The following is a 21,544-nucleotide window of genomic DNA, read 5'->3' as shown; positions in this document are numbered from 1 at the left end:
GGCACGAACGCCAAGCCTCATTTCGTTGCCAGAACGTCACGAGCAGCTTCGCCAAGCTGCTGAACGGAGAAGGGTTTCGGCAGAAACGCGACGTTGCCAAGATCGATCGAGCGGCGAAGCTGCTCCTCGGCATAGCCCGACATGAAGAGGATCGGCAGGTCGGGATAGATGCGCCGGACGTGCCGGGCCATGGTCGGCCCGTCCATCGCCGGCATCACCACGTCGGACACGAGCAGGTCGATCTGCGGATGGTCGGCGAGGAGCTCCAGCGCCGCCTCGCCATTCTCCGCCGTCAGCACCTTGTACCCCTGGCGCGTCAGCGCGCGCTCGGCGACCGAGCGGACCATGTCCTCGTCCTCCACCAGCAGGATCGTGCCGGTGCCCCAGATGTCGCTGGGGCGCTCCCGCCGCGGCAGCACCGGCGCGGGCGGAGCAGCGATCGCCGGCGCCGAATGGACGGGAAGATAGATGGTGAAGGAGGTCCCCTGCCCCACCTGCGAGTCGGCAAAGATATAGCCGCCCGACTGCTTGATGATGCCGTAGACGGTCGAGAGGCCGAGCCCGGTGCCCTTGCCCACTTCCTTGGTGGTGAAGAAGGGTTCGAAGATCTTGGGCAGCACGTCCGGTGCGATGCCCGTGCCGGTATCGGTGATCCGCACCGCGGTGTAGTCGCCGACCGGAAGCACCTCGTTCTCCATCGCCCGCACCTCGGCCGCGCCGATCGCCAGCGTCTCGATCACGAGGCGGCCGCGGCCGTTGGGGTTCTTGGCGACCATGGCGTCGCGGGCGTTGACCGCCAGGTTCACCACCACCTGCTCGAGCTGGCCGGGATCCGCGCGCACGGGACCGAGGTTGCGACCGTGCCGCACCACCAGCTCGACCGCCTCTCCCAGCAGGCGCTTCAACAGGTTCGACACTTCGGAGATCACGTCGGGAAGCTGCAGCACCTGCGGCCGAAGCGTCTGCTGGCGCGAAAAGGCGAGCAGCTGGCGGGTCAGGCTGGCTGCGCGGTTGGAGTTGGCGCGGATCTGCTGGATGTCGTCATAATCGCTGTCGCCGGGGGTATGGCGCATCAGCATCAGGTCACAATGGCCGATAATAGCGGTCAATATGTTGTTGAAATCGTGCGCAACGCCGCCGGCCAACTGGCCGACGGCCTGCATCTTTGTCGCCTGCGCGACCTGGCGTTTCAGGCGCGACTCCTCGCCCGTATCCTTGAGGGTCAACAGCACCGCAGCGTCCCCAAGCCCGCGCCCGCCGCCGATGGTGACCGCAATCGGCTCGTCGGGGTGGCTGATCAGCCGCACCGCCATGTCCGAGGCGTGCTGCGCCCCGCCCGCAAACCGGCGGATCGCGTCGGCGAGCGCGCCCTTGTCTTCGCGTACCACGAGATCGCCCGGGTACAGCGGCGGCGCGTTGGTGTTGACGCCGGTCGCGCGCGCGAAGGCGTGGTTCATGTGCAGGAAGCGGCCGTCGCGGTCGATCAGGGCCATGCCGACCGGAAGCAGCGAAACCAGCGCCCGGACATGCCCCGCCGCCCCGCCGGAGATCGGCGCGGCAGCCTCGGCCGCCTCCTCGTCGAGCAGCACGACGAGCATCGGCGCCCCTTCGTCGGGCAGGAACGGCACCTGGAGCAGCCGCAACGGGTTTCCGCCTGCGCCCTCGCGTTCAAAGCGGATGCGCCCCTCGCCGTCGGTGGTGAGGAAACGGGCGAAGTCGCGGCCGACGATCGAGCCCTCTTCATGCCCGAGGGCTCGGGCGCGCAAGACGCGGTTGGCGGAACGGATACGGCCGTCGGAGCCAAGCAGTGCGGCCATGATGCCTGCCCCGCCGAGCCGATCGCCGTGCGGGCCCGACAGCCACTGCTCCGCCTCCACCGAAGCGGTCGCGCGGCCGCCACCGAAAAAGCGCCACACCAGCGTCCCGTCGCCGACGCGCTCGATGGCGGCTTCCAGCACGGTGCCGTCCGCGCGGATCCAGGCAGAGGCACGACCGTCGCGCCACGCCGCGCGTCCGGCGGCTGCAAGCTGCGCCGCGCCCTCTTCCTCCAGCGGCAGTCCTGGCGGGGTCGGATAGCCGCCGAACCGCTCGGCATAGCGCCCGTTCGCGCAAACCAACTGCCCTGCGCGATCGGTGACGGCGAGCGCTTCCTCGCTCGCTTCGGCAAGGGCGTGCGCAAGGGCCCAGTCGGCAGGTGGCGCCTCGACCGGAGGCACGCTGGAAAACCGGTACCAGGCGAACAGCGCCGCCGGGACGATCAGCGCTGCGGCCAGGAAGCCGGCCGCAAGCACGGGCTCCCCGACCATCTTGAGGACGAGGAGCGCCGCGACGAGGCCGATGCCGAGCGCAACGAAGAACGGGAGACGGTCGACCTTGGCCGGGCCGTCGGTGGCGGTGGAAACGCGTGCCATCGCGGCGTGTTGGGCGCCCTTCCAGGCACCGTCAAGCGGGCTGGCCGCAGGCCGGCGCGCACCACGGGTGGCGTGGCGCGCGCCGGGGCGGGATCACCAGATCCGGACGCGCGCGTCGGGTGCCAGGTACAGCTTGCTGCCGGGTGCCGGCTTGAAGCCCTCGTACCAGGGATCGAGGTTGCGGACGACCCAGGCGCGCTGCTGCGACGGGGAGTGCGGGTCTGTCAGCAGCCGCTGGCGAAGGTTCGCCTCGCGGTAGCTGCGCCGCCAAACCTGCGCCCAGCCGAGGTAGAAGCGCTGCTCGCCGGTATAGCCGTCCACGACGCCGGCAGGCTTGCCGCCGAGCGCGTGCTGATAGGCGTCCCACGCGACGGTCAGGCCGGCGAGGTCGGCGATGTTCTCGCCCAGCGTCAGCGCGCCCTTCACGTGAAGGCCCGGCAGCGGCTCATAGGCGTCGTACTGGCGGACGAGCGCTGCAGTGCGTTCCTCGAACCGCTTCACGTCCTGCGGCGTCCACCAGTCGGTGAGGCTGCCGTTCGCGTCGTACTTGCGGCCCTGGTCGTCGAAGTGGTGGCTGATCTCGTGGCCGATGACGGCGCCGATGCCGCCATAGTTCACCGCGGGATCGGCGTTGGGATCGAAGAACGGCGGCTGCAGGATCGCGGCCGGAAACACGATCTCGTTCATGACGGGGTTCGCATAGGCGTTCACCGTCATCGGGGTCATGTACCACTCCCACTTCTGGATCGGGCGACCCAGCTTGGAGAAGTTGTCGGCATGTGCCCAATTGGCGGCCCGCACCGCATTGCCGAGCGCATCACCGGCGCGGATCTGGAGGTCGGAATAATCCTTCCACTTGTCCGGATAGCCGATCTTGGGCGTGAAGGCCGCGAGCTTGGCGCGCGCCTTCTGCTTCGTTTCGGGCGCCATCCATTCGAGCTGGTCGATCCGGCGGCCCATCGCCTCGGTCACGTTGCGAACCAGCGCATCGGCCGCAGCCTTGGTCTCGGGCGGGAAATACTTCGCGACGTAGACCTGGCTGACCTCGTCCCCGAGCGCGTCGCTGGTGAAGTCGACCGCGCGTTCCCAGCGCTGCTGCTGCTCCGGGGTGCCCGACAGCGTGGTGCCGTAGAAGGCGAAGCTCTCCTGGTCGAACGCCTTCGGCAGGACGCCGGCATATTGGTCGAGCGAGCGCACCAGCATCTGGTCCTTGAGGACCGACACCGGAGCGGCCGAAATCGCCTTGGCGATGCCTGCCACCGCGCTCGGCTGCGCCACGATCACCATGTCAACAGTCGCGCCCATCGCCTTGAAATAGGTCGGGAAGTCGAAACCGGGCGCCTGCTTTTGAAGCTGCGCCAGCGTCAGCTTGTTGTAGGTCTTGTCGGCGTTGCGGCTTTCGACCCGGGTCCAGTGCGCCTTGGCGATGCTGGTCTCATAGGCCAGGATCGCCAAGGCGCGCGCCTGCGCATTGGGCTCGCCGGCCAGGGTGAACATCTTGGCGACGTGCGCGACATAGGCGTTGCGCGTCTCGACCATCTTGGCGTCGGTGGAGAGGTAATAGTCGCGGTCCGGCAGGCCTAGGCCGGACTGGCTGAGGTTCAGCGCATAGACGTCCGGGTGCTTGTCGTCCGGGCCGACATAGCCGCCAAACGGACCCTCGATGCCGTTGACCGAAGCCTCGGCCGCGAGCGCGGCATAGCCGGCCTTGCCGGACAGCGCCTTGATCTTGCCGAGCCAGGGCTGGATCGGGGCGAGACCCTTGGCGTCGATCGAAGCCTGGTCGAGGTAGGTCGCATAGGCGACGCCGATCTTGGAGTTCGCGTCGGCGCGCACGCCGTCCAGGATCTCGCGGGTGCGGCTGCGGGACAGATCCTCCAGCACCGTGAACATGCCGAAGTTGGACTTGTCGGCCGGGATCGGCGTCGTCTTTTCCCAGGTGCCGTTCGCAAAGCCGTAGAAGTCGTCCCCTGGCGCGATCGTGCGGTCCATGCCGGCTTCGTCGAAGCCGAAGGTCCCGATCTGCGGCTTGGCAGTGCCCGCGGCGCTGACCGGGCCGGTTGCAGCCTGGCCGACGGCCTGCGTCTGCTCGGCGACGGCAGCGGGGTCGGCGGCGCCAGTGGTGGCGCACGCGCCGAGCAGCGCGGAGCCGGCGAGCAGAGAGGATAACAGAAGCGAACGCCGCATGGTGAGTCCTTCACACTGGGTGGAATGCGGCTGTCTTAGTGGGCGGGGATCACCCGTCAATTCAAAGACGTATCCTCGTGCCGTGCGGAACGGCGATGGCGGCGGCGCCACTTGCGCCCGATCCACAACCGCCACCCGAACGCGCTGCCGAAATAGCCGAGCAGCGCGCCCAGCAGGGAGAAGAACAGCAGGCCGACGAGCGTCGCGGGGCCCGCATCGACCAGCAGCCAGTCGAGCCAGCCGACATCGACCTGGGCATGGGTGGCAAGCGGTTGGCCGGGCACCTGTGCATTGAACCGCAGCAGCCAGGCTCCGACCCAATAGGCTGCGACCCACAGCGGCGGCGTCGTGATCGGATTGGTGAAGAAGGTGGTGAGCGCCGCGGCCGGGATGTTCGCCCGAAGCGGCAGCGCCAGCACGGCGGAGGCCGGGATCTGGCCCATCGGGATCAGGATGCCGGTCACCATCCCGAGCGCGACGCCACGAGGCACCGAGCGCCGGGTGAATCGCCAGAGTTCCGGGGCAAGCACGCGATGCGCCACCGGACGAAGCCAGCGGTTCTCGCCCATGCTCTCGCGCGTCGGCATGTTCGCCGCCGCCCACCGCAAGATGCGGACGCCGAGCTGCTTGTCGCGCAAGCGCGTCAGCCGCGGTCGCGCAGCAGGCGCTGCTGCTCGCGCTTCCAGTCGCGCTCCTTGATGGTGTCCCGCTTGTCGTGGGCCTTCTTGCCCTTGGCGAGGGCCAGTTCGACCTTCGCGCGGCCCTGCCCGTTGAAGTAGACCGACAGGGGGACCAGCGTCATGCCCTCGCGCGCGACGGCGCCGTGCATCTTGTTGATCTCACGCATGTTGAGCAGCAGCTTGCGGGGCCGCTTGGGCTCATGGTTGAAGCGGTTGCCGTGGCTGAACTCGGGGATGTTGGCGTTGATCAGCCAGACCTCCTCGTCCTTCACCTCGGCATAGCTCTCGGCGATCGAGCCTTCGCCGAAGCGCAGCGACTTCACCTCGGTGCCGGTGAGCGCGATGCCAGCCTCGTAGGTGGTCTCGATGAAATAGTCGAAGCGTGCGCGCCGGTTCTCGGCGACGGTCTTGCGCTTGTCGAAGGTGGCGGGTCTGGGTCGGGCCATGGGAGGCCGGACATAGGCGCTCGCGTCGCGCAGGGAAAGGTACTCGACGGTGCGATGTGCACGCCGCTGGACGGCGCGGCCAGGCAACTGCAAGAAACAGAGCATGACCGAACCGCTGCGCAGCCTTTACCCGCCGATTGAACCCTATGAGGCCGGCATCCTCGACGTGGGCGACGGTCACAGCGTCTATTACGAGCGGTGCGGCACGCCGGGCGCCAAGCCCGCGGTGTTCCTGCACGGCGGCCCCGGCGGCGGCATTTCCGCCGACGTCCGCCGGCTGTTCGACCCGGCGCGCTACGACGTGCTGCTGTTCGACCAGCGGGGCTGCGGGCGCTCGACCCCGCACGCGTCGCTGGAGGCGAACACCACCTGGCATCTGGTCGCCGACATCGAACGGCTGCGCCGCCACGTCGGCGTGGAGCGCTGGCTGGTGTTCGGCGGCTCCTGGGGCTCTACGCTTTCGCTTGCCTATGCCGAGACGCATCCGGAGCGGGTGAGCGAGCTGGTGCTGCGCGGCATCTTCACGCTGACGGAGCGCGAACTGCACTGGTACTACCAGTTCGGCGCGTCCGAGGTGTTCCCGGACTATTGGGAAGCGTTCCAGGCGCCGATCCTGGAAGCCGAGCGCGGCGACATGCGGCGCGCGTACCGCCGGCGGCTGGTGGGCGACGACGTGGAGGCGCAGATCGAAGCGGCCAAGGCGTGGAGCCTGTGGGAGGGACGCACGATCACGTTGCTGCCCGATCGGAGCCTTAGCGCCGGGTTCGAAGACCCGCACTTCGCCCTCGCCTTCGCGCGGATCGAGAATCATTATTTCGTGCATCACGGCTGGTTGCAGCCGGACCAGCTGATCCGCGACGCGCACCGCCTGCGGAGCATCCCGGGCACGATCGTGCACGGGCGCTACGACATCGTATGCCCGCCGCGCACCGCCTGGGCGCTGCACCAGGCGTGGCCGGAGGCGGACTTTCGGCTGGTGGAGGGTGCCGGTCACGCGTGGAGCGAGCCGGGGATCCTGGACCAGCTGGTCCGCGCTACCGACCGGTACGCGGCGGCGTAAGCGGCGCTCAATCTTCTTCGTACCCAGCCGACGGCCAGGTACAGTATCGTCTCCTGGGTGCTCAGCCCGACTTCTTCGGCGTCACCCAGACCGACACCGGTACGACGACCTTGCCCGGCGCGGGCTTGCCCACTTCGACGCGGTCCGCAGTGACGAGTTCGCCCGTCTCCAGCGTGAAGGAAGCCCATGGCTTCGGCATACGGCCGAAGCTCATCCGCTGGATCGGCTGGCCCGTGGTCGTGTTCATGATCGTTGCAATGATACCCATCGCCGGGCGGATAGCGGCGCGATCCTGCCGCTGTCCAGCCGCCGTGCGATCAGTCGCCGTGCTTCCAGTAGCGGACATAATCGACCGACATACGCTGCGGGAAGCTGCGGTCGTCGACGCCCTTTGCCCCGCCCCAGTCGCCGCCAACGGCAAGGTTCAGGATCAGCGGATAGGGTTTGGTGAACGGCCATGCCGCTGCTCCACCCGGCTGGTCGTTCGCCACCCGCATATAGGCACGGCCGTCGATGCCGATGGTGATCGAATCCGGCTTCCAGTCGAGCTGGTAGTTGTGGAAGGCGGTGCACGCGGTCGCCACCTGCTTCTGCGCGCCCCGCTGCGTGCCGAGGCGATGGTTGAAGGCGCCGCTGTGAAGGGTCGCATGGATGACGTTCGGGTCCCAGCCGACCATCTCCATGATGTCGATCTCCCCGCCGGCGGGCCAGGAGGCGTCCTCCGGAACCATCCAGATGGCAGGCCAGGCGCCGCGGCCGCAGGGGAGCTTGGCACGCACCTCGTAGAAGCCATAGCCGAGCGTTTGGCGGGTCACGAGCTTAGCGGAGCTATAGGCCTGCCCTCCCCAGTCGGGGAACTTCGCCTTGGAGAGCGGCTCCCGCCGCGCCTCGATCACGAGCACGCCGTCTTCGATGCGGGTATTCTCCGGCCGGTCCGCCGCGTAATATTGCTTCTCGTTGTTGTACCAGCCGGCGGCGTTGCGGGAGGTGTCGAACCGCCAGACGCGCTGGTCGACCTTGTTGCCTGCAAACTCGTCCGCGAAACTGGCCGGAGCCGCGGGCGCCGCCATCGGCGCGTCCACGGCATAGTTGGTGGCGCCCAGCGTCGCCGCCTGAACCGCGAGCAGCATCCATTGCATCGGCACCTCCTCCACTGCCCGGTCTCCAGCCGCCGGATGAAACGATCCTAGGCGATACCGACAGGAGTGGGAAGCGGATGCCGGCGTTACTCGCCCGAGCTGAGCCCGCGAAGCGCCCGCGCGCGCTGCACGTCGTGCTCGACCACGGCAGTGGTGAAGCGGCGGAACAGACGCTGTGCCTGGCGCCAGGAGCCGCCGGCGGGTACGTTCCGCTCCCGCGTGCGCACCACGCCACTGCCCCAGTCGCTCGCGATGCGCTGCAGCTCCGCATCCTTCTCGTCGAACGCATCGTCGATCACCAGCGAGGAGAAGGGCATCGCGATCCGGGGCGCGGCGAAGCGGCCACGCAGGTCCTCCCGTGCTTCCCCCGGCGCGAACAGCAGCGCGCCTGCGACCCGGGCGGCATAGTTGGCCGGCGACAGTTTCGCCCACCAGCCGACGGCAAAGCAGCTGAGACCGCTGGCGATCAGCAGCACCGACCGGTCCGACTCGGTGACGGCGCGGTCCAGCTTGGCAGCCCAGCGTGCCCGGTCGGACCGCGTCGCGAAACCCCCGCTCAGATGCCGCGCGCCTTCGGCCGGCCATCCCAGCTTCCGCCATGCAGGCAGCGGGTCTTGCGGGTCCGAAAGCGTGATGACGGAGAGATCCTCTCGCCACATCGCCAGACTGGTCATAGGCAGCTCCCTTCCCTGTTTTATGCGGCGGTCGCGATCCCTCGCCGCCTTGCTTATTTCCCTGACGCCGAGCTCACGCCCCGTGTGCCTCGAAGCCGCCGAAGCCCGCGCGGCGCCGTACCTCGCGTGTAACCAGGCTGCGTGCTTCCGTCGGGGCGGTGCCGTGCCCGCCCGCTTCGAAGCTTTCGAGGAGGACGCCGTCGAGCAGTTCCTGTCCCGCGCGCCAGTCGCCCAGGCCGCTGTCGGCGTTCAGGTGGCCGCGCTCTCCGGCATCGATGAACTCGCTGCCCCAGTCCGCGGCAAGGCCGCGCGCACGCTCCAGCGTGATCCAGGGGTCGTCCCGGGAAGCGACCACGATCGAGGGAAACGGCAGCCGCAGGCGCGGCGTCGTGGCAAAGCCCTTGACCTCGGCAGGCGCCTCCGGCCGATCGACGTCCGCGGGTGCCACCAGCAGCGCGCCGACGACGGGCCCGTCCGGCAGTTGCGGCGAAAGCTCCGCCCACCAGGCGACCGCGATGCAGCCCAGGCTGTGCGCGGCCAGCACCACCGGGGCCTCCGCCCGGCGGATCGCCTGGTCCAGCTTGGTGATCCAGCTGTTGCGATGCGGGGTGTGCCACATGCCGAGATCGACGCGCACCGTATCGGGGCGGCGCTGCTCCCACAGCGTCTGCCAGTGAGAGGGACCCGAGCCGTTCAGCCCCGGCACCGTCAAGATCGTCGGATGCAGTGCTTCGTTCGAAGAGGAACTCGCCATCGTGCTTCTCCTGGTTCCGAGAAGAACCCTTTGACTATCACGCCCGCCAGCCAGTTCGAAGATAATCCTACTATGTAGCTAGACAATCAAGCTGCGCCCGAACGGCCTTGCCGTGCGGCCAATGATGTGCCCGTCAGGCGGAAAGCGCCTGACGCGGCTGGAGGTCCGCAGCGCCGCCGGCATGGTAGCGTGCCAAGTCGAGCATCCCGGCGCGCTTGGCGACGATCGTCGGCACCAGCGCCTGCCCGGCGACATTCACCGCCGTGCGCCCCATGTCCAGGATCGGATCGATTGCGAGCAGCAGCCCCACGCCATCGAGCGGCAGCCCGAGCGTGGAGAGCGTGAGCGTCAGCATCACGGTCGCGCCCGTCATGCCGGCCGTGGCGGCAGAGCCGAGCACCGAGACGAACACGATCAGCAGATAGTCGGCGAAGTGAAGCGGTACGCCGAAGAACTGCGCGACGAAGATCGCCGAGATGGCCGGGTAGATGGCCGCGCACCCGTCCATCTTGGTCGTCGCGGCAAGCGGGACGGCGAAGGACGTGTAGGCGCGCGGCACGCCGAGCGCCCGCTCCGTCACTTCCTCGGTCAGGGGCAGAGTGCCCACCGACGAGCGCGAGACGAAGCCGAGCTGGATCGCCGGCCAGGCGGATGCGAAGAACCGCAGCGGGCTGAGCCCGTGCGCCGCCAACAGCAGCGGGTAGACGACGAGCAGGACGAGCGCGAGGCCGAGGTAGATCGCACCTGCGAAGGACCCAAGGCTCGACAGCGTGCCCCAGCCGTAGCGGACCGCGGCATCGCCGATGAGCGCGGCGGTGCCGATCGGCGTCAGCGCGATCACCCAGCGCAGCAGCCGCCGGAAGATCTGGAGCGCCGATGCGTTGAACGCCAGGAACGGCTCGCCGGCGGCACCGATCCGGACCGCGGCCGCGCCGATCGCGATCGCGGCGACGATGATCTGGAGCACGTTGAACGACAGGGTGGTCGAGAGCTTCGCATCCGCCTGGCTGGTGGCCGCGGTGATGCCCAGGAAGTTCGCCGGGATCAGCCCTTTCAGGAAATCGACCCAGCTGCCGGTGGTCGCCGGCACCGCGGCCGCTGCCTGATCCACGCCCGCATGGAGACCCGGCTGGATCAAGATGCCCAGCACGATTCCGATCGTCACCGCGATGCCCGCGGTGATCGCGAACCAGACCAGCGTCTCTACCACCAGCCGAGCGGCGTTGCGCAGCTCGCGAAGCGCGGCGATTGAGCCGACGATAGCGGTGAACACCAGCGGCGGCACCAGCGCCTTTAGAAGCTGGACGAAACTCTGCCCCACCGTGTGCAGCGTCTGCGCAAGCCAATTGGCGTCCCCGCCCGGGATCGAGCGTGCGAGCAAGCCGAGCAAAACGCCCGCCACCATGCCGACTAGGACCTGAACGCCGAACGAAGGTAAGCGAACCGCGCTGCCGCTTGCAGAAACCTGGGTCATGAACCCGATCTGGGGTTCGCCAGGAGACATCCCAACGTAGCTTTTCTGCTGGACGGAAAAGCTGGCGCCCACTCGGGATTACGGCAGGGGCATCAGCATGCGCAGCGTACCGCCGTCGTTCCGGTCGAACTCCTGAACGACGGCGGGTGCTACGGCTCAGAGATAGGCGAGTGCCTGCAGGACGCTGGCGTAGTAATCGGCCTGCGGGGTCGGTGCCGGCAGCGGCTGGCCGAGCAGGCGGCGTACGCCCACCATCGCGCCGCTCGATAGGGCGAAGGGTGCGGTCTGCCCGGTGCGGACATCGATCCACGCGGGAATTGGCCCGGCGCCATAGCCGCGCCAGAAGCGCGCGATCGCGTCCGCCTTGGCACCGCGCCCCGCCATCGCGAGGTAGAGCGGCACGCGCACCGCGTCGAAGCCGAAGCGCGGATCACGCCCCGCAGCCGGCGACATGCTGCCGTCGGGCGTCACATCCACCCAGTCGGTGGGCAGGGCATGCTGGCCGAAGCGCGCGCGGGCGATCAGCGCCTCCCCGCCCTTGATGACGGCATCCCACTTCTTGTCGCCGTCGGCCGCCCGGAACCGTTCGAGCGCGGGCCACACGTAATAGGAAGGGTTGAGCGTCAGCCGGCCCTGCTGCTCGAACCCGGTGCCGCCAGGAACCAGGAAGAGGTCGTTCCCGACCTGCCGCAACATGGTGTCGTGCAGCGCGTTCCGGATGGCCGCGGCCCGCTCTGCCAGGAAGCGCTCGCGCCAACGATCTGCACCGATCATCAGCCCCCAGGCGATCAGCATGTCGCCGTCGGTGGCGTTGTTCGGATCGCGCACGGGCTGGGCGGCATTGGGGTCGTAGCGCCAGGAATAGAGCGGGTCGCTGCTGCGCGTTAGCGTCTTTTCCGTCCAGGCGAGGATCCGGTCGAACGCGTCGCGGTCGCCTGCCGTGGCGGAAAGGACGAGCGCATAGCCCTGCCCTTCCGTGTGGCTGACGCCGTTGTTGCCGGTGTCGATCACCCGGCCGTCCGGCTGCACGAAGCTGCCCTTGAAGCCGGTCCAGAGCGACGGGATCAGGGCGGGGTTGCCGCCTGTCACCGGGGGCGTCTTGCGCGGTGCCGCTGCATTGCCGGCGGTGTCGTGGCCATTGTCCGCCGCGCGCCCCGAGCATGCAACGACGAAGCTGCTGCCGGCACCGAGCAGCAGCGCGCGTCGATCAAGCACCATAGAAGAATTCCACGCTCCGTTCGCTGGAACCGAGGACACGCGTGCGGATGCTCGCGCTGCCGCCGAGCTGGCCGAGCCAATGATCGTAGATGCCGGCGAGCACGGCCACCGCGGTGTCGTGCCAGCGGCCGTCATCCATGCCGTGCGGCGCCGGCGGCAACTCCGAATGGAGGATCTGCAGCCCGCCTTCGGCAAAACGCAGCACCACCCGGCCCCAACCGCTCTCGGCCCAGAAGGCGTTCATGGCGGCGAAGATCTCGTCGTTGGACTGCGCCTCGCCGAGCGGGTAGGCACGCGCGATGCGGGCGCCGATGGCACGGAAGAACGCTTGCGCCTGCTCGGGCTCCGCTACCTCCCACGCCTCGTCCACCATGTGGCAGGCGAGCATGACCGGCGGCTGAAGCCCGGTTTCTGACGGATCAAGCCGCCAAGGCATCAGCATCGGCTTGCTCACTTGTCGCCTCCCAACGTCTGTTTGATACCTACCGAGGTACGCACTTCGTTGTATTGGCCAAAAGTGTTAACATTGATGTCACCACCCACGCGGGTGCTGCCGGCGAGCCCGTAGTAGACCGACGCCCCTGCAGCGAGGCCGAAGCCGGTATCGCTGAGGCTGTCGTAGCTCGCGCGGACATCGGTGTTCTGGGCCTTCAGCTGGTCCAGGACCGTCTGCGCGCCCGGATCGGTCGGATACAGCGGCGCCGCGTCCTGCTCGTAGCTCTGATAGCCGGGCGCCGCGTTGGCGCTGATCTCGAAGCCGTTGGTGTTCATCGCGAAGCGCACCGGGAAGCTCACGCTGAAGAAGCTCTGCGGGCTGAAATAGCCGCCATGCCCATAGCTGAAGTAGTTCTGATTGTTCCCGAACGCCTGGTAATTGGCATTGATCCCGATCGTCAGCGACGAGCGCGAATCGCGATAGGCGCGGGTGTAGCCGCCCGCGTTGAACTGGATCGAGTGGTTGTCGCGAACTTCGGTGCCATCATAATGATGCCAGGCCCCGTCGACATAGGCGCCGGTGCCGTCGCGATCCCAGGACAGCGAGGCACCGCCGCCGGTGCGCATCACGGCGCCCCAGAAATCCCCCGTCACGGGATCGATCGTACCGGCATAGGAAACGATGCTGTCGGTCACCGGCCGCCGCTCACCCCAGACGCGGCCGCTCGCCTCGGCGGAGAAGCGCGGCGTCAGCGCGACCCCACCCGCCACATGATGCTTGGCGAAGCCAAGGGGGGTGGTGCCCACGTCTGCCTGCACCAGATCGCCCTCATAGGTGGCGGCAACCGCGACGCCTGCATCGTGCTGGGTCGCTGCCTGCGTGAGTTCCGACGGCTGCTCCGCCACAATACCTTGCGCTTCGGCCGTGCCGTTGCGCCCGAAGCGGGCGAGCCCGGAGCCGGTGGGACGACCGGCGTCGAGGACGACGGCCTGCGCCTGTACGCCGACGCGCCCGCCGGCAAAGCCGGTCGACAGCTTGGCAGTGCCGCTCACCTCCTTGAGCGAGCTGAGTCCGGTTTCGCCCGAGCGGTCGCGGAAGCCGGTGGTGACGTCCGCGCGCGGAGCGCTGCTGGCGGCGAGCCGGCGCATGTCGGCTTCGATCCCCTGGAGCACCGGATCGCCGCCTTGCGCCGCCATCTGGGGTGCCGAGCCGGGGGAACCGGGAGCGCCGGGCATCCAGCCCTGTGGTGCCGCCGCAGCGCCAGCCGCCGGATAGGGAGCGGCGTAGCCGTCCGATCGGGGCGAGGTGGCAAAGGGCGACACGGGCGCCCCACCGACGGGCGCGAGCCCCATCGGCGCCGCAGACGCGGTCTGGACGCCGCCGGCGCCGAAGGCGAACGGATTGCTGCCGGAGGGGACGGGGGCAAAGGGATTGGTCGCAACCGCCGGCTGCGCCATCTGCGCGAACGGATTGCCGGCGAAGGGATTGGCGCCGCCGGCCCCCGCCTGTCCCACATAGAGGGTCCGCGCCTGCTGGAGATATTTGCGCGCGGCGCCGTCGTCTCCGCGCGCCTGCTCGATGCGCGCTGCCGCCAGATAGGTGCGATAGTCGCTGGGCGCGACGCGGATCGCCTGCCGGGCCGCCTGGCGCGCGGCGCCGTGCTCGCCGGCCGACGATGCGGTCTCGGCAAAGCCGATCAGCGCATCGCGGTTGTTCGGGTCCTTCGCCAGGATCATGCGATAGGTCTGCGCCGCCTGAGCGTTGAGCCCTCCCGTCTGGTAGAGCCGCCCCAGGGAGGCGAGCACGTCGGTGTCGCCGGGCGTCGCGGCCCATGCCTGCTGCAGGACGTCGAAGGCCGGGGCATATTGGCCCGCGAGACGCAGGCGGTCGGCGCGTGCGACGGCCACCGCGGAGCGCAGCGTCGCCACGGTTTGCATCCCCTGCGCCGTGCCGCCGGCGAGCTGGGTCGCACGCGAGAGCGCTTCCTCGGCCGCCATGTCCTGGCCGGTGGCGGCCAGAACCCGAACGATCGGATCATAGGCCTCGGCAGAGGCCACCGGCATGCCGGCAGCGCGCTGCGCCAGCACGGAGGCGGTCTGGGTGTCGCCAAGCTCGAACAACGCGGTCGCGATGGTGGCGGTCTGCGCCGCCGGCAGGTTGGGCATGTCGGCAATCTGGCGGAGCGACTGGAGCGCGGCCTGCTGCTGCCCCTGCGCACCCAACGCCCGCGCGCGTGTGACGGCGGCTTCGGCGCGCAGGCCGAGCACGAAGCCGTTCATCTCCTCGGTACGCGACCCTTCCGGGATGCGCGCCATCAGCGTTTCGGCCGCGCCCAGCTGGCCGGACTGCTGCGCGAACAGCGCGGCGGCATAGAGAGACTCCGGCGCGGCCGACTGCGCGAGCGGGCTGATGATCGTGGTCGCATCCATCGGCCGGCGCTGGTCGCGCAGGAACCGGGCGTAGTCGTAGCGAAGCCACGGATCGTTCGGGTCGAGCGAGATGGCGCGGTCGTAGAGCTGCTGCGCCTGGCCCGGGCGACCGGCGGCCACCTCCGCCTGTGCCTGCGCACGGATCGCACTTACCCGCAATGCACCCACCTGGGCGCCCCCGCTCGCGCGGGCGGCCTGGGTATAGAGATTGGCGGCGTCCGCATAGCGGCCCTGCTGCTGGTAGATGCGGGCAAGCAGTTCGGTTGCGGTCTGCGCGGCGGGATTGTCGCTGCGCGACAGGCGCTCGGCCGTTGCCTGCGCCTCTGCGACACGCCCGGCATCGAAGTCGGCCTGCGCCGCACGCAGATCCGCAAAGAAGCTCGCCGACTGGAGTGCCTCCGCCCAGCGGTTGCCGGTACCGCGGCGCGAGGCGCGCTGCAGCAGGTCGCGCGCCTCCGCAAAGCGTTCGCGCCGGAGCTCGACGAGGCCGAGGCCGCCCAGCGCGTCGCCATCGTTCGGCGAGCGCTTGAGCGCGCTGCGGAACAGCGTTTCCGCACGCTCGAGGTTGCCGTCGTCGAGCGCGGTGAACCCGGCCGCGCGAGCATCGCCGCCGGGATCGCGGGAGGGCGCGGGCGCTGCCGGGCGGCGGGGCGCCGCAGGAGCCGCGGGAGCCGGAGCGGCAGGTGCGGGCCGCGCTGCGGGCTGCTGGGGCTTAGGCTGCGGACGGGCGGCAGCCGGCTTGGCCGGCGCCGGTGCGGGCGCAGGCGTCGACGCCGGGCCCGCCATGCCGCGCTTTGCAGTGGCGTTGTTGGGGTCGATCGCGAGGACGCGGCGGTACGCCTGGACGGCCAAGTCGCGGCGGCCGCGGCCTTCCCAGTATTTCGCCTGGCGGAGCAGTGCCGGCACGGCATCCGCCTGCGCCTGTGCCGCCACGGGAGGAGCAATCGTGACGATGACGGCGCCGCTCAGCAGCCACTGCAAGGATCGGGTTCGCATTACTTTTCCACCGCTTGGAGCCGCTTGCGCTCCTGTCGCTTGAGCAGGAAATAGGCGGGCCAGGACAACAGGATCGCCGCCAGGATGCCGGAAAGCGCCAGTAGCCATGGACGCTGGCTGGTCCAATAGGCTGCCTTCATCCAGAACGGCAGCGCACCGACCCAGTAGCGATCGCCGACCGCGAAGCTGGCCATGTCGTCGCCCGTGAAGATCGAGAGATCGCCCTGGACCGCCGCATTGATCTTCACGTCGGCCAGGCCCGCGACCATCTGGGGCAGGTTCAGCGGATCGGTCGCCAGCAGCGCCACCACGGTGCGGTCGCTGTCGAACGGCGACTGGAAGCTCACGATGCCGCTGAAGTTGTCGCTGCTGTAGAGCGCCTCTCCCACCGATTCCTCTGCATCGCGGCTGTCGGGGGAGACGAACTGGACCGCGCGCATGATCGGGTTCCGCTTGCGCACCTGCAGGCGGCCGTTCTCATAGTGGACGGGCGCGCCGGCGAAGAGCGAGCCGGCTGCGAGCTTCATGTCGCCGACGACGAGCACGTTCTTGCCCGTCGCGCGATCGGCCGAGCCGTCGGTCACCACCGTCACCTGGGTCGCGGCGGCGCCGGTGGAATCGCCCAGGCGACCCATCACTGCCAGCAGCGCTTCCACCGTCGCAGGTGCCGGGTTGGGACCCACCATGACCACCGTCTCGCCCAGGTCTGGTCGGATGGTGAACGGATAGCCCGCGCCCGCGAAGGTCGCGAGGTCCGGCATGCGGATGGCGTGGTAGGCGTGGCCGAGGTCGATCGTGCTGTCCGGCAGGATGCTGACCCGCACATTGTCCGGAAGCGTGCCTTCGCACCGCTTCTTGTCGGCAACGATCAGGTTGTAGTCCAGGATCAGCTGGTTCTGACCGAACAGGTTATAGTCGGGCAGCACGATGTCTGCGGTGGACGTGTAGGACTCCGCCGCATCGTCACCCATCAACCGCCGCCACCAGGACGCGCCGCGCAACGGCTCCGTGCCGAGATATTGGTTGTTGATCGAGATATCGAGCCGCGAGGCACGCCGGTCGAGCCAGGGCGCCCCGGGGTAGCGGTAGTGCAGGCGCAGGTCGCCGCCCTGACGCGGCCAGAAGAACAGATCGGGCGCGACGCGGAACGAGGTCGTGAGCGGTCCGGGCGGCAACCCCTGCCCCTGCAGCGCATAGGCCTGGGTGAACTCGCCGAGTTCCACCGGACGGTCGGTCCGCAGCCAGCGCGGCGCGCTGTAGCGCGGCATCGACGGGATACGGACGCCGGCAAAGGACGCGCTCGTTCCACCCGCGAGCCCGCGGCTGAGCGCCAGGGCCGCCGCCGCCTGCTTCAGCTCGCGGTCGTCGCGGCCCATCACCAGCAGCAGCGTGCCGGAGGGATCGGCCGGATTGCGGACGACGGAGGCGGACGGCCCCTGGATGTTGCCGCCGAAGCTCCCCATCCGGCGCGCGTTGGTCAGGAACAGCACGGCGTTGCCGCGCGGCAGCTGGTTGTAGCGCGGCGGGAAGGAGAAGCCGCGGTAGCTGGCCAGGCTGCCGAACCAGGAGGCAAGCGCGGACGCCGCCTCCAGTTCACCGGCCGTGGGGGTGCTCAGGAACACGAACGGCAGGTTGAGCGCGCGCGGATCGGCGCGATCGACGAACGGCGCCGGCCAGCGGGAAAGATTGGGGTCGAGCGGCAGCGGCTGGACGGAAAGGTCCAGATAGGTGCGCGTGTTGCTGATGTTCGCCCACAGCGAGCTGTGGAACGGGTCCTCGCAGTCGCGGGCATAATGGCCCAGGAACCGCAGGTTCAGGCGATTGTCCCCCGGCAGGAACAGCGCCGGATCGACCGGAAAGGTCAGCTGGGTACCGCCTGCGGTTTCCCGCACCAGCGGGATGGTGCGAACCGTCTCGCCATTGACCAGCACCACCATCTGACTGAGGTCGCCCAGCAGCGCGGGCGAATAGGCGAAGGTCAGCGTCATCGTCGCCGCGGTGACCACCGCGTCGGAGCGCACGCCGAACGGGATGCCGATCTCACCATGGGTGCTGCCCAGACGGATCGGCTGGCGCTGCTGCAGGTCGCGCAGCGTCAGGCGAATCTGGCGTGCCGTGCCATCGGCAGCCGGAGCAACCGCCGCCCCGGCCGTCTCCGGCGCCACCTGTGCGTGGGCGGCGTCCGGACGCAGCATCGCCGCACCGAGGACGGTGAGTGCCAGGGCCGCAGCGGCCTTGATCGGCGCGGGGGTGCCGGCCGCCACGTTCTTCGGCTCCCGGCGGAAGATGTTGCCGAGCGTGCCGATGCCGATCGCGGTGATGTGCGCGAGCGAACGGAAGCCCGAAACGGTCGGGTGCGGCCCCGCGGGCTGCCAGGCATCGGCGCGACCCATCACCGACCGAACCAGCAGGCGAACCCGGTCGGGGGACAGTTCGGGGAAACGGAGAAAGGCGTTCGATCCACGGCTCCGCATCGTCTCCACCGGCAGTGTCAGCATGTCGTCTCCCATCGGCAGGGCAACGTCGGTCACGGTCCGTCCCGTCAGCGTCACGCCTTCGGGCAGCGTGAGCGACAGGCCGCCCAGCGACACGTCATTGGTCGTCCCGTCGAGCACATATCCATCGTCGAGGTACACGGTCACCGGCAGCTTTACCGGCAAGCGGATGTGCTGGCGCGTCTGGCGCCGCTCGCGTGCAACCGAAACGGCCGCCAGCAGGATGACCACGCTGAACATCGCCCAGGCGGTGTTGAGGAACAGCGTGTCCAGCTGCACATCGAACTCGCCCGGGAACAGAAGCCGCCGCGCAAAACCGAAGGCGATGCCGAACAGCAGCAGGCCGATCGTGATCAGGTGCGGCTTGACCGTCGCGAAGTCGAAATAGGTCCGGTCGAGCAGACTGCCCTTGTCCGTCACGTTGAACTTGCCCTCGTGCGGACGGAACAGCGTGTAGACCGTCGGCTTGACGAGGTGGAAGGCGAGCAGCGTCTCGTAGATCTCGCCCCAGAACGGACGGCGCTCGCCGCCCTGGATGCGTTCGCTCGACTGCATCGCCAGGAACAGGTGCGGTGCTGCATAGGCGAAGATGAGCCCGGCCGAGGCGTGGATGATGTTCGCGCCGGCAAGCAGATAGGCGAGCGGGGAGGTCAGGAACACGATTCGCGGCAACGGAAACTGGAAGTGCAGCATCGCATTGATGTAGCAAAGGCGCTGCTGCCAGTTCAGGCCGCGCCCGAGCAGCGGATTGTCGATGCGCATGATCTGCGTCATGCCGCGCGCCCAGCGAATGCGCTGGCCGATGTGCAGCACCAGGCGCTCGGTCGCCAGACCGGCCGACAGGCGCGCGGCGATGTACGCGGTGTTCCAGCCCATGCGCTGCAGCTTGAGCGCGGTATGCGCATCCTCGGTCACCGTCTCGCCGGCGAAGCCGTTGGTCTGCATCAGCGCCTCGCGGCGGATGATCGCGCACGAGCCGCAAAAGAAGGTCGCGTTCCAAAGATCGTTGCCGCGCTGGACAGCGCCGTAGAAGAGGTCGCCCTCCCCCGGCATGTCGCCCGCCCCCGCCAAGTTCCGCTGCACCGGATCGGGCGAATAGAAGTGGTGCGGCGTCTGGAGCAACGCGAGCTTCGGATCCTTCTGGAACCAGCCGACGGTCAGCTGGAGAAAGGCGCGGGTCGGCACATGGTCGCAGTCGAAGATCGCGATCAGCTCGCCCTCCGTCTTGCGGAGCGCGGCGTTCATGTTGCCCGCTTTGGCGTGCAGATTGTCCGTACGGGTCAGATAGCCGCATCCCACCTGGCGAGCCATCGCCCGGAACTCCGGGCGACGCCCGTCATCCAGAATGAACACGCGGAAGCGTTCCCGCGGATAGTCCATGTCCATCGCCGCGTAGGCCGTGTTGCGGACGATCTCGAGGCTCTCGTTGTAGGTCGGGATGTAGAGATCGACCATCGGCCAGGTGTCGGGCGTCCCCTCGATCTCGATCACCGGGCGGTCGAGCGGCCAGCTGGTCTGCAGGAAGCCGAGCACCAGGATCACCCAGGCATAAAGCTCGGCCAGGTAGAGGCCGGTTCCCAGCAGCATTTCGGGGATGGAGTCGAACTCCAGCGTCGTCGTCGTCCGCCAGATCAGGTACCGCGTCGACATCAGCAGCGAGAGCGCAGCGATCGCAAGGGTACCACGACGGGACTTGTTGCGCCCGATCAGCAGCGCACCGATGATGGTGGTGCCGGCGAAGATCCATTGGGTGCGGAAATCGAGCGGAATCAGAAGCACCGCGACGACCGCCATCAGGACGGGTATCGCGATCAGCACGCGCGCCACGCGCGACATCGGCGAGGCGGGCTCCGTCATCGCCGCCCCTTGGCTCACGCGGCAGCGTCCTGCAAGCGTCCGGCCGGCGTGAGGCCGCATCGTGCGATCACCGTCTCCGTCAGCCGTTCGACATCCGTCAGGGCCGCACTGGCCGGGGCGAAGGTGGCGAGCGGCTTCATGGCGGCCAGGGCCTCCATCACCGCCTCGTCGCGCCGCACCGTGCCGAGCAGCTGGTCCCCCAGCAGCGTGCGCACCAGCTTGTGAATGTCGTTCGACAGGCGGCGGCGGTCGTCCATCTGGTTGAGGACGAAGGCCGTACGCGTGAGCGACAGAACCGAGGTAAGGGCATCGACCTTGGTTAGCGAAGCCAGCGCCAGCGGTGAAGGCGCCAGCGTGCAGATCTCCAGCGCGGCATGCGGCAGCAGACGGTCGCGCAGCTGCGCGGCCGCCGTACCGAGGTCGACGAGGCAGACCTTTCCCTTGGCGCAGCGGGCGAGCAGCTGGTCCGCCACGTGCTCCACGTTCTGCTCGGGATACGCCTGGAACAGCTCGACGCCGGCAATCGCGTCGGGCGTCGCCTCGGCATCCAGCATCTCCAGCGTCTGGGCGGGCGACAGGCCGAAATAGAGCTTGAGCGCTTCCTGAGTGGTGCAGTCCACCGCAGAAACATCATGCCCCCGCCCCGCGAGCGCGATCGCCAGTCGGGCCGTCAGGAAGGTCGTGCCCACGCCGCCCTTGGGCGAGCGCATCAGGATCATGGTCATGCGCGGCCTTTCCCGAGATCGTGAAGGAAGTTGCGGAGATCCGGCCCACGGGCCGGCTCGGGAACCTTGGGGGCAGGTGCTGCGGCGCGCCCATATCGGCCGAACAGACCGGCGGCCGGCCGGGCCTCCGCCTCTGCGGAAGGAGACCGAGGCGCGGCAGGTGCCACCTCCTGAGCGGACGGCAGCGTACCATCCGCAGCAGCAGAGCCCGACGCCGGCACGGATTGCTCGCGGTTTCCCACAATCCGCGGATCGCGCAGCAGCGTCTGAAAAAGCGGCCACAGCTCGATCTCCTCGGCCACCGCCGTGAAGTCCTGATATTCGAGATAATGCCGATCGAGACGATCGAGCAGCGTTTTCGCGTCCTGCCGCATGGCTGTCCCCTTGTTCAGCTCGACACCTACGGCAAGATAGTTAACGAAGCATATTGCATAGCGGCGGCGCCCCCGTTTCGCCACTGGCAGATCGATTTCTTCACCGTAGAGGCTCCGTGTGGACTTGGGCCAGAAGGAACCCGGGTGCAGTCGACCCATTTTAGAACGGTGTTCGCAGTTTTTAACTAT

16 protein-coding genes are annotated in these 21,544 nt (G+C 68.6%); 1 reads left to right on the top strand and 15 read right to left on the bottom strand.

Annotated elements, in window-relative coordinates; genetic code table 11:
* Positions 1–17: 17 nt before the first annotated feature.
* From ABDZ92_RS08180 to smpB, 4 genes are all read right to left on the bottom strand, one after another.
* Complete coding sequence (locus ABDZ92_RS08180) at positions 18–2,411, bottom strand: hybrid sensor histidine kinase/response regulator (RefSeq protein WP_125962085.1); 2,394 nt, start codon at positions 2,409–2,411, stop codon at positions 18–20.
* Positions 2,412–2,504: 93 nt separating this feature from the next.
* Complete coding sequence (locus ABDZ92_RS08175; protein WP_343762355.1) at positions 2,505–4,598, bottom strand: M13 family metallopeptidase; 2,094 nt, start codon at positions 4,596–4,598, stop codon at positions 2,505–2,507.
* 56 nt (positions 4,599–4,654) lie between these two features.
* Complete coding sequence (locus tag ABDZ92_RS08170; protein WP_125962100.1) at positions 4,655–5,185, bottom strand: DUF2062 domain-containing protein; 531 nt, start codon at positions 5,183–5,185, stop codon at positions 4,655–4,657.
* 56 nt (positions 5,186–5,241) lie between these two features.
* Positions 5,242–5,724 carry an SsrA-binding protein SmpB gene (smpB, locus tag ABDZ92_RS08165; protein WP_125962101.1) on the bottom strand — a complete coding sequence of 161 codons (483 nt, stop codon included), beginning with the start codon at positions 5,722–5,724 and terminating at the stop codon, positions 5,242–5,244.
* Positions 5,725–5,827: 103 nt separating this feature from the next.
* Here smpB and pip point away from each other — a divergent pair, with 103 nt between their 5' ends.
* Positions 5,828–6,784 (top strand): prolyl aminopeptidase, encoded by a 957-nt coding sequence (gene pip / locus ABDZ92_RS08160; protein WP_125962087.1) that lies wholly within the window; start codon positions 5,828–5,830, stop codon positions 6,782–6,784.
* A 61-nt stretch (positions 6,785–6,845) separates the two neighbouring features.
* On the opposite strand, the gene ABDZ92_RS08155 is transcribed toward pip, so the two are convergent.
* The 11 genes from ABDZ92_RS08155 to ABDZ92_RS08105 form a co-directional block, all read right to left on the bottom strand.
* Entirely contained in the window at positions 6,846–7,052 is a 207-nt protein-coding gene (locus ABDZ92_RS08155; RefSeq protein ID WP_125962088.1) for a hypothetical protein, read from the bottom strand.
* Positions 7,053–7,101: 49 nt separating this feature from the next.
* A complete protein-coding gene (locus ABDZ92_RS08150; protein WP_125962089.1) occupies positions 7,102–7,923 on the bottom strand; it encodes a glycoside hydrolase family 16 protein in 822 nt (273 codons plus the stop codon).
* Between the two features lie 86 nt (positions 7,924–8,009).
* Entirely contained in the window at positions 8,010–8,597 is a 588-nt protein-coding gene (locus tag ABDZ92_RS08145) for an alpha/beta hydrolase (RefSeq protein ID WP_125962090.1), read from the bottom strand.
* Between the two features lie 73 nt (positions 8,598–8,670).
* Complete coding sequence (locus tag ABDZ92_RS08140) at positions 8,671–9,351, bottom strand: RBBP9/YdeN family alpha/beta hydrolase (RefSeq protein ID WP_125962091.1); 681 nt, start codon at positions 9,349–9,351, stop codon at positions 8,671–8,673.
* A 133-nt stretch (positions 9,352–9,484) separates the two neighbouring features.
* A complete protein-coding gene (locus ABDZ92_RS08135; RefSeq protein ID WP_125962092.1) occupies positions 9,485–10,825 on the bottom strand; it encodes a dicarboxylate/amino acid:cation symporter in 1,341 nt (446 codons plus the stop codon).
* A gap of 156 nt (positions 10,826–10,981) precedes the next feature.
* A complete protein-coding gene (locus ABDZ92_RS08130) occupies positions 10,982–12,043 on the bottom strand; it encodes a family 8 glycosyl hydrolase (RefSeq protein ID WP_125962093.1) in 1,062 nt (353 codons plus the stop codon).
* The gene (gene bcsD / locus ABDZ92_RS08125) at positions 12,033–12,497 is read right to left on the bottom strand and encodes a cellulose biosynthesis protein BcsD (protein ID WP_125962094.1); all 465 of its coding nucleotides are present in this window, start codon (positions 12,495–12,497) and stop codon (positions 12,033–12,035) included. Before bcsD ends, ABDZ92_RS08130 begins: the two co-directional genes overlap by 11 nt.
* Complete coding sequence (locus tag ABDZ92_RS08120; protein WP_343762341.1) at positions 12,494–15,904, bottom strand: cellulose biosynthesis protein BcsC; 3,411 nt, start codon at positions 15,902–15,904, stop codon at positions 12,494–12,496. The genes bcsD and ABDZ92_RS08120 overlap by 4 nt, the downstream gene beginning before the upstream one ends.
* Entirely contained in the window at positions 15,904–20,256 is a 4,353-nt protein-coding gene (gene bcsA, locus ABDZ92_RS08115; RefSeq protein WP_272695641.1) for a UDP-forming cellulose synthase catalytic subunit, read from the bottom strand. The genes ABDZ92_RS08120 and bcsA overlap by 1 nt, the downstream gene beginning before the upstream one ends.
* A 14-nt stretch (positions 20,257–20,270) precedes the next feature.
* Positions 20,271–20,981 carry a cellulose synthase operon protein YhjQ/BcsQ gene (locus ABDZ92_RS08110; RefSeq protein ID WP_125962327.1) on the bottom strand — a complete coding sequence of 237 codons (711 nt, stop codon included), beginning with the start codon at positions 20,979–20,981 and terminating at the stop codon, positions 20,271–20,273.
* Positions 20,978–21,514, bottom strand: a complete 537-nt coding sequence (locus ABDZ92_RS08105; RefSeq protein WP_343762334.1) for a hypothetical protein — start codon at positions 21,512–21,514, stop codon at positions 20,978–20,980. The genes ABDZ92_RS08110 and ABDZ92_RS08105 overlap by 4 nt, the downstream gene beginning before the upstream one ends.
* Positions 21,515–21,544: the final 30 nt, after the last annotated feature.

Source organism: Sphingomonas molluscorum (genome assembly GCF_039522995.1).
In the GTDB taxonomy this organism is placed as follows: Bacteria; Pseudomonadota; Alphaproteobacteria; order Sphingomonadales; family Sphingomonadaceae; genus Sphingomonas; species Sphingomonas molluscorum.
The sequence above is the reverse complement of the archived record's forward strand: the minus strand, read 5'-3'. Positions and strand labels throughout refer to the sequence as shown.

Bases quoted from the DNA above. Each gene is read 5' to 3' on its own strand.
- ABDZ92_RS08145 (WP_125962090.1), bottom strand. From the start codon at position 8,597: ATGACCAGTCTGGCGATGTGGCGAGAGGATCTCTCCGTCATCACGCTT.
- ABDZ92_RS08180 (WP_125962085.1), bottom strand. From the start codon at position 2,411: ATGGCACGCGTTTCCACCGCCACCGACGGCCCGGCCAAGGTCGACCGT.
- ABDZ92_RS08135 (WP_125962092.1), bottom strand. From the start codon at position 10,825: ATGACCCAGGTTTCTGCAAGCGGCAGCGCGGTTCGCTTACCTTCGTTC.
- ABDZ92_RS08150 (WP_125962089.1), bottom strand. From the start codon at position 7,923: ATGCAATGGATGCTGCTCGCGGTTCAGGCGGCGACGCTGGGCGCCACC.
- ABDZ92_RS08140 (WP_125962091.1), bottom strand. From the start codon at position 9,351: ATGGCGAGTTCCTCTTCGAACGAAGCACTGCATCCGACGATCTTGACG.
- bcsA (WP_272695641.1), bottom strand. From the start codon at position 20,256: ATGACGGAGCCCGCCTCGCCGATGTCGCGCGTGGCGCGCGTGCTGATC.
- pip (WP_125962087.1), top strand. From the start codon at position 5,828: ATGACCGAACCGCTGCGCAGCCTTTACCCGCCGATTGAACCCTATGAG.
- ABDZ92_RS08105 (WP_343762334.1), bottom strand. From the start codon at position 21,514: ATGGGTCGACTGCACCCGGGTTCCTTCTGGCCCAAGTCCACACGGAGC.
- ABDZ92_RS08110 (WP_125962327.1), bottom strand. From the start codon at position 20,981: ATGACCATGATCCTGATGCGCTCGCCCAAGGGCGGCGTGGGCACGACC.
- smpB (WP_125962101.1), bottom strand. From the start codon at position 5,724: ATGGCCCGACCCAGACCCGCCACCTTCGACAAGCGCAAGACCGTCGCC.
- ABDZ92_RS08120 (WP_343762341.1), bottom strand. From the start codon at position 15,904: ATGCGAACCCGATCCTTGCAGTGGCTGCTGAGCGGCGCCGTCATCGTC.
- ABDZ92_RS08155 (WP_125962088.1), bottom strand. From the start codon at position 7,052: ATGGGTATCATTGCAACGATCATGAACACGACCACGGGCCAGCCGATC.
- ABDZ92_RS08175 (WP_343762355.1), bottom strand. From the start codon at position 4,598: ATGCGGCGTTCGCTTCTGTTATCCTCTCTGCTCGCCGGCTCCGCGCTG.
- ABDZ92_RS08130 (WP_125962093.1), bottom strand. From the start codon at position 12,043: ATGGTGCTTGATCGACGCGCGCTGCTGCTCGGTGCCGGCAGCAGCTTC.
- ABDZ92_RS08170 (WP_125962100.1), bottom strand. From the start codon at position 5,185: ATGCCGACGCGCGAGAGCATGGGCGAGAACCGCTGGCTTCGTCCGGTG.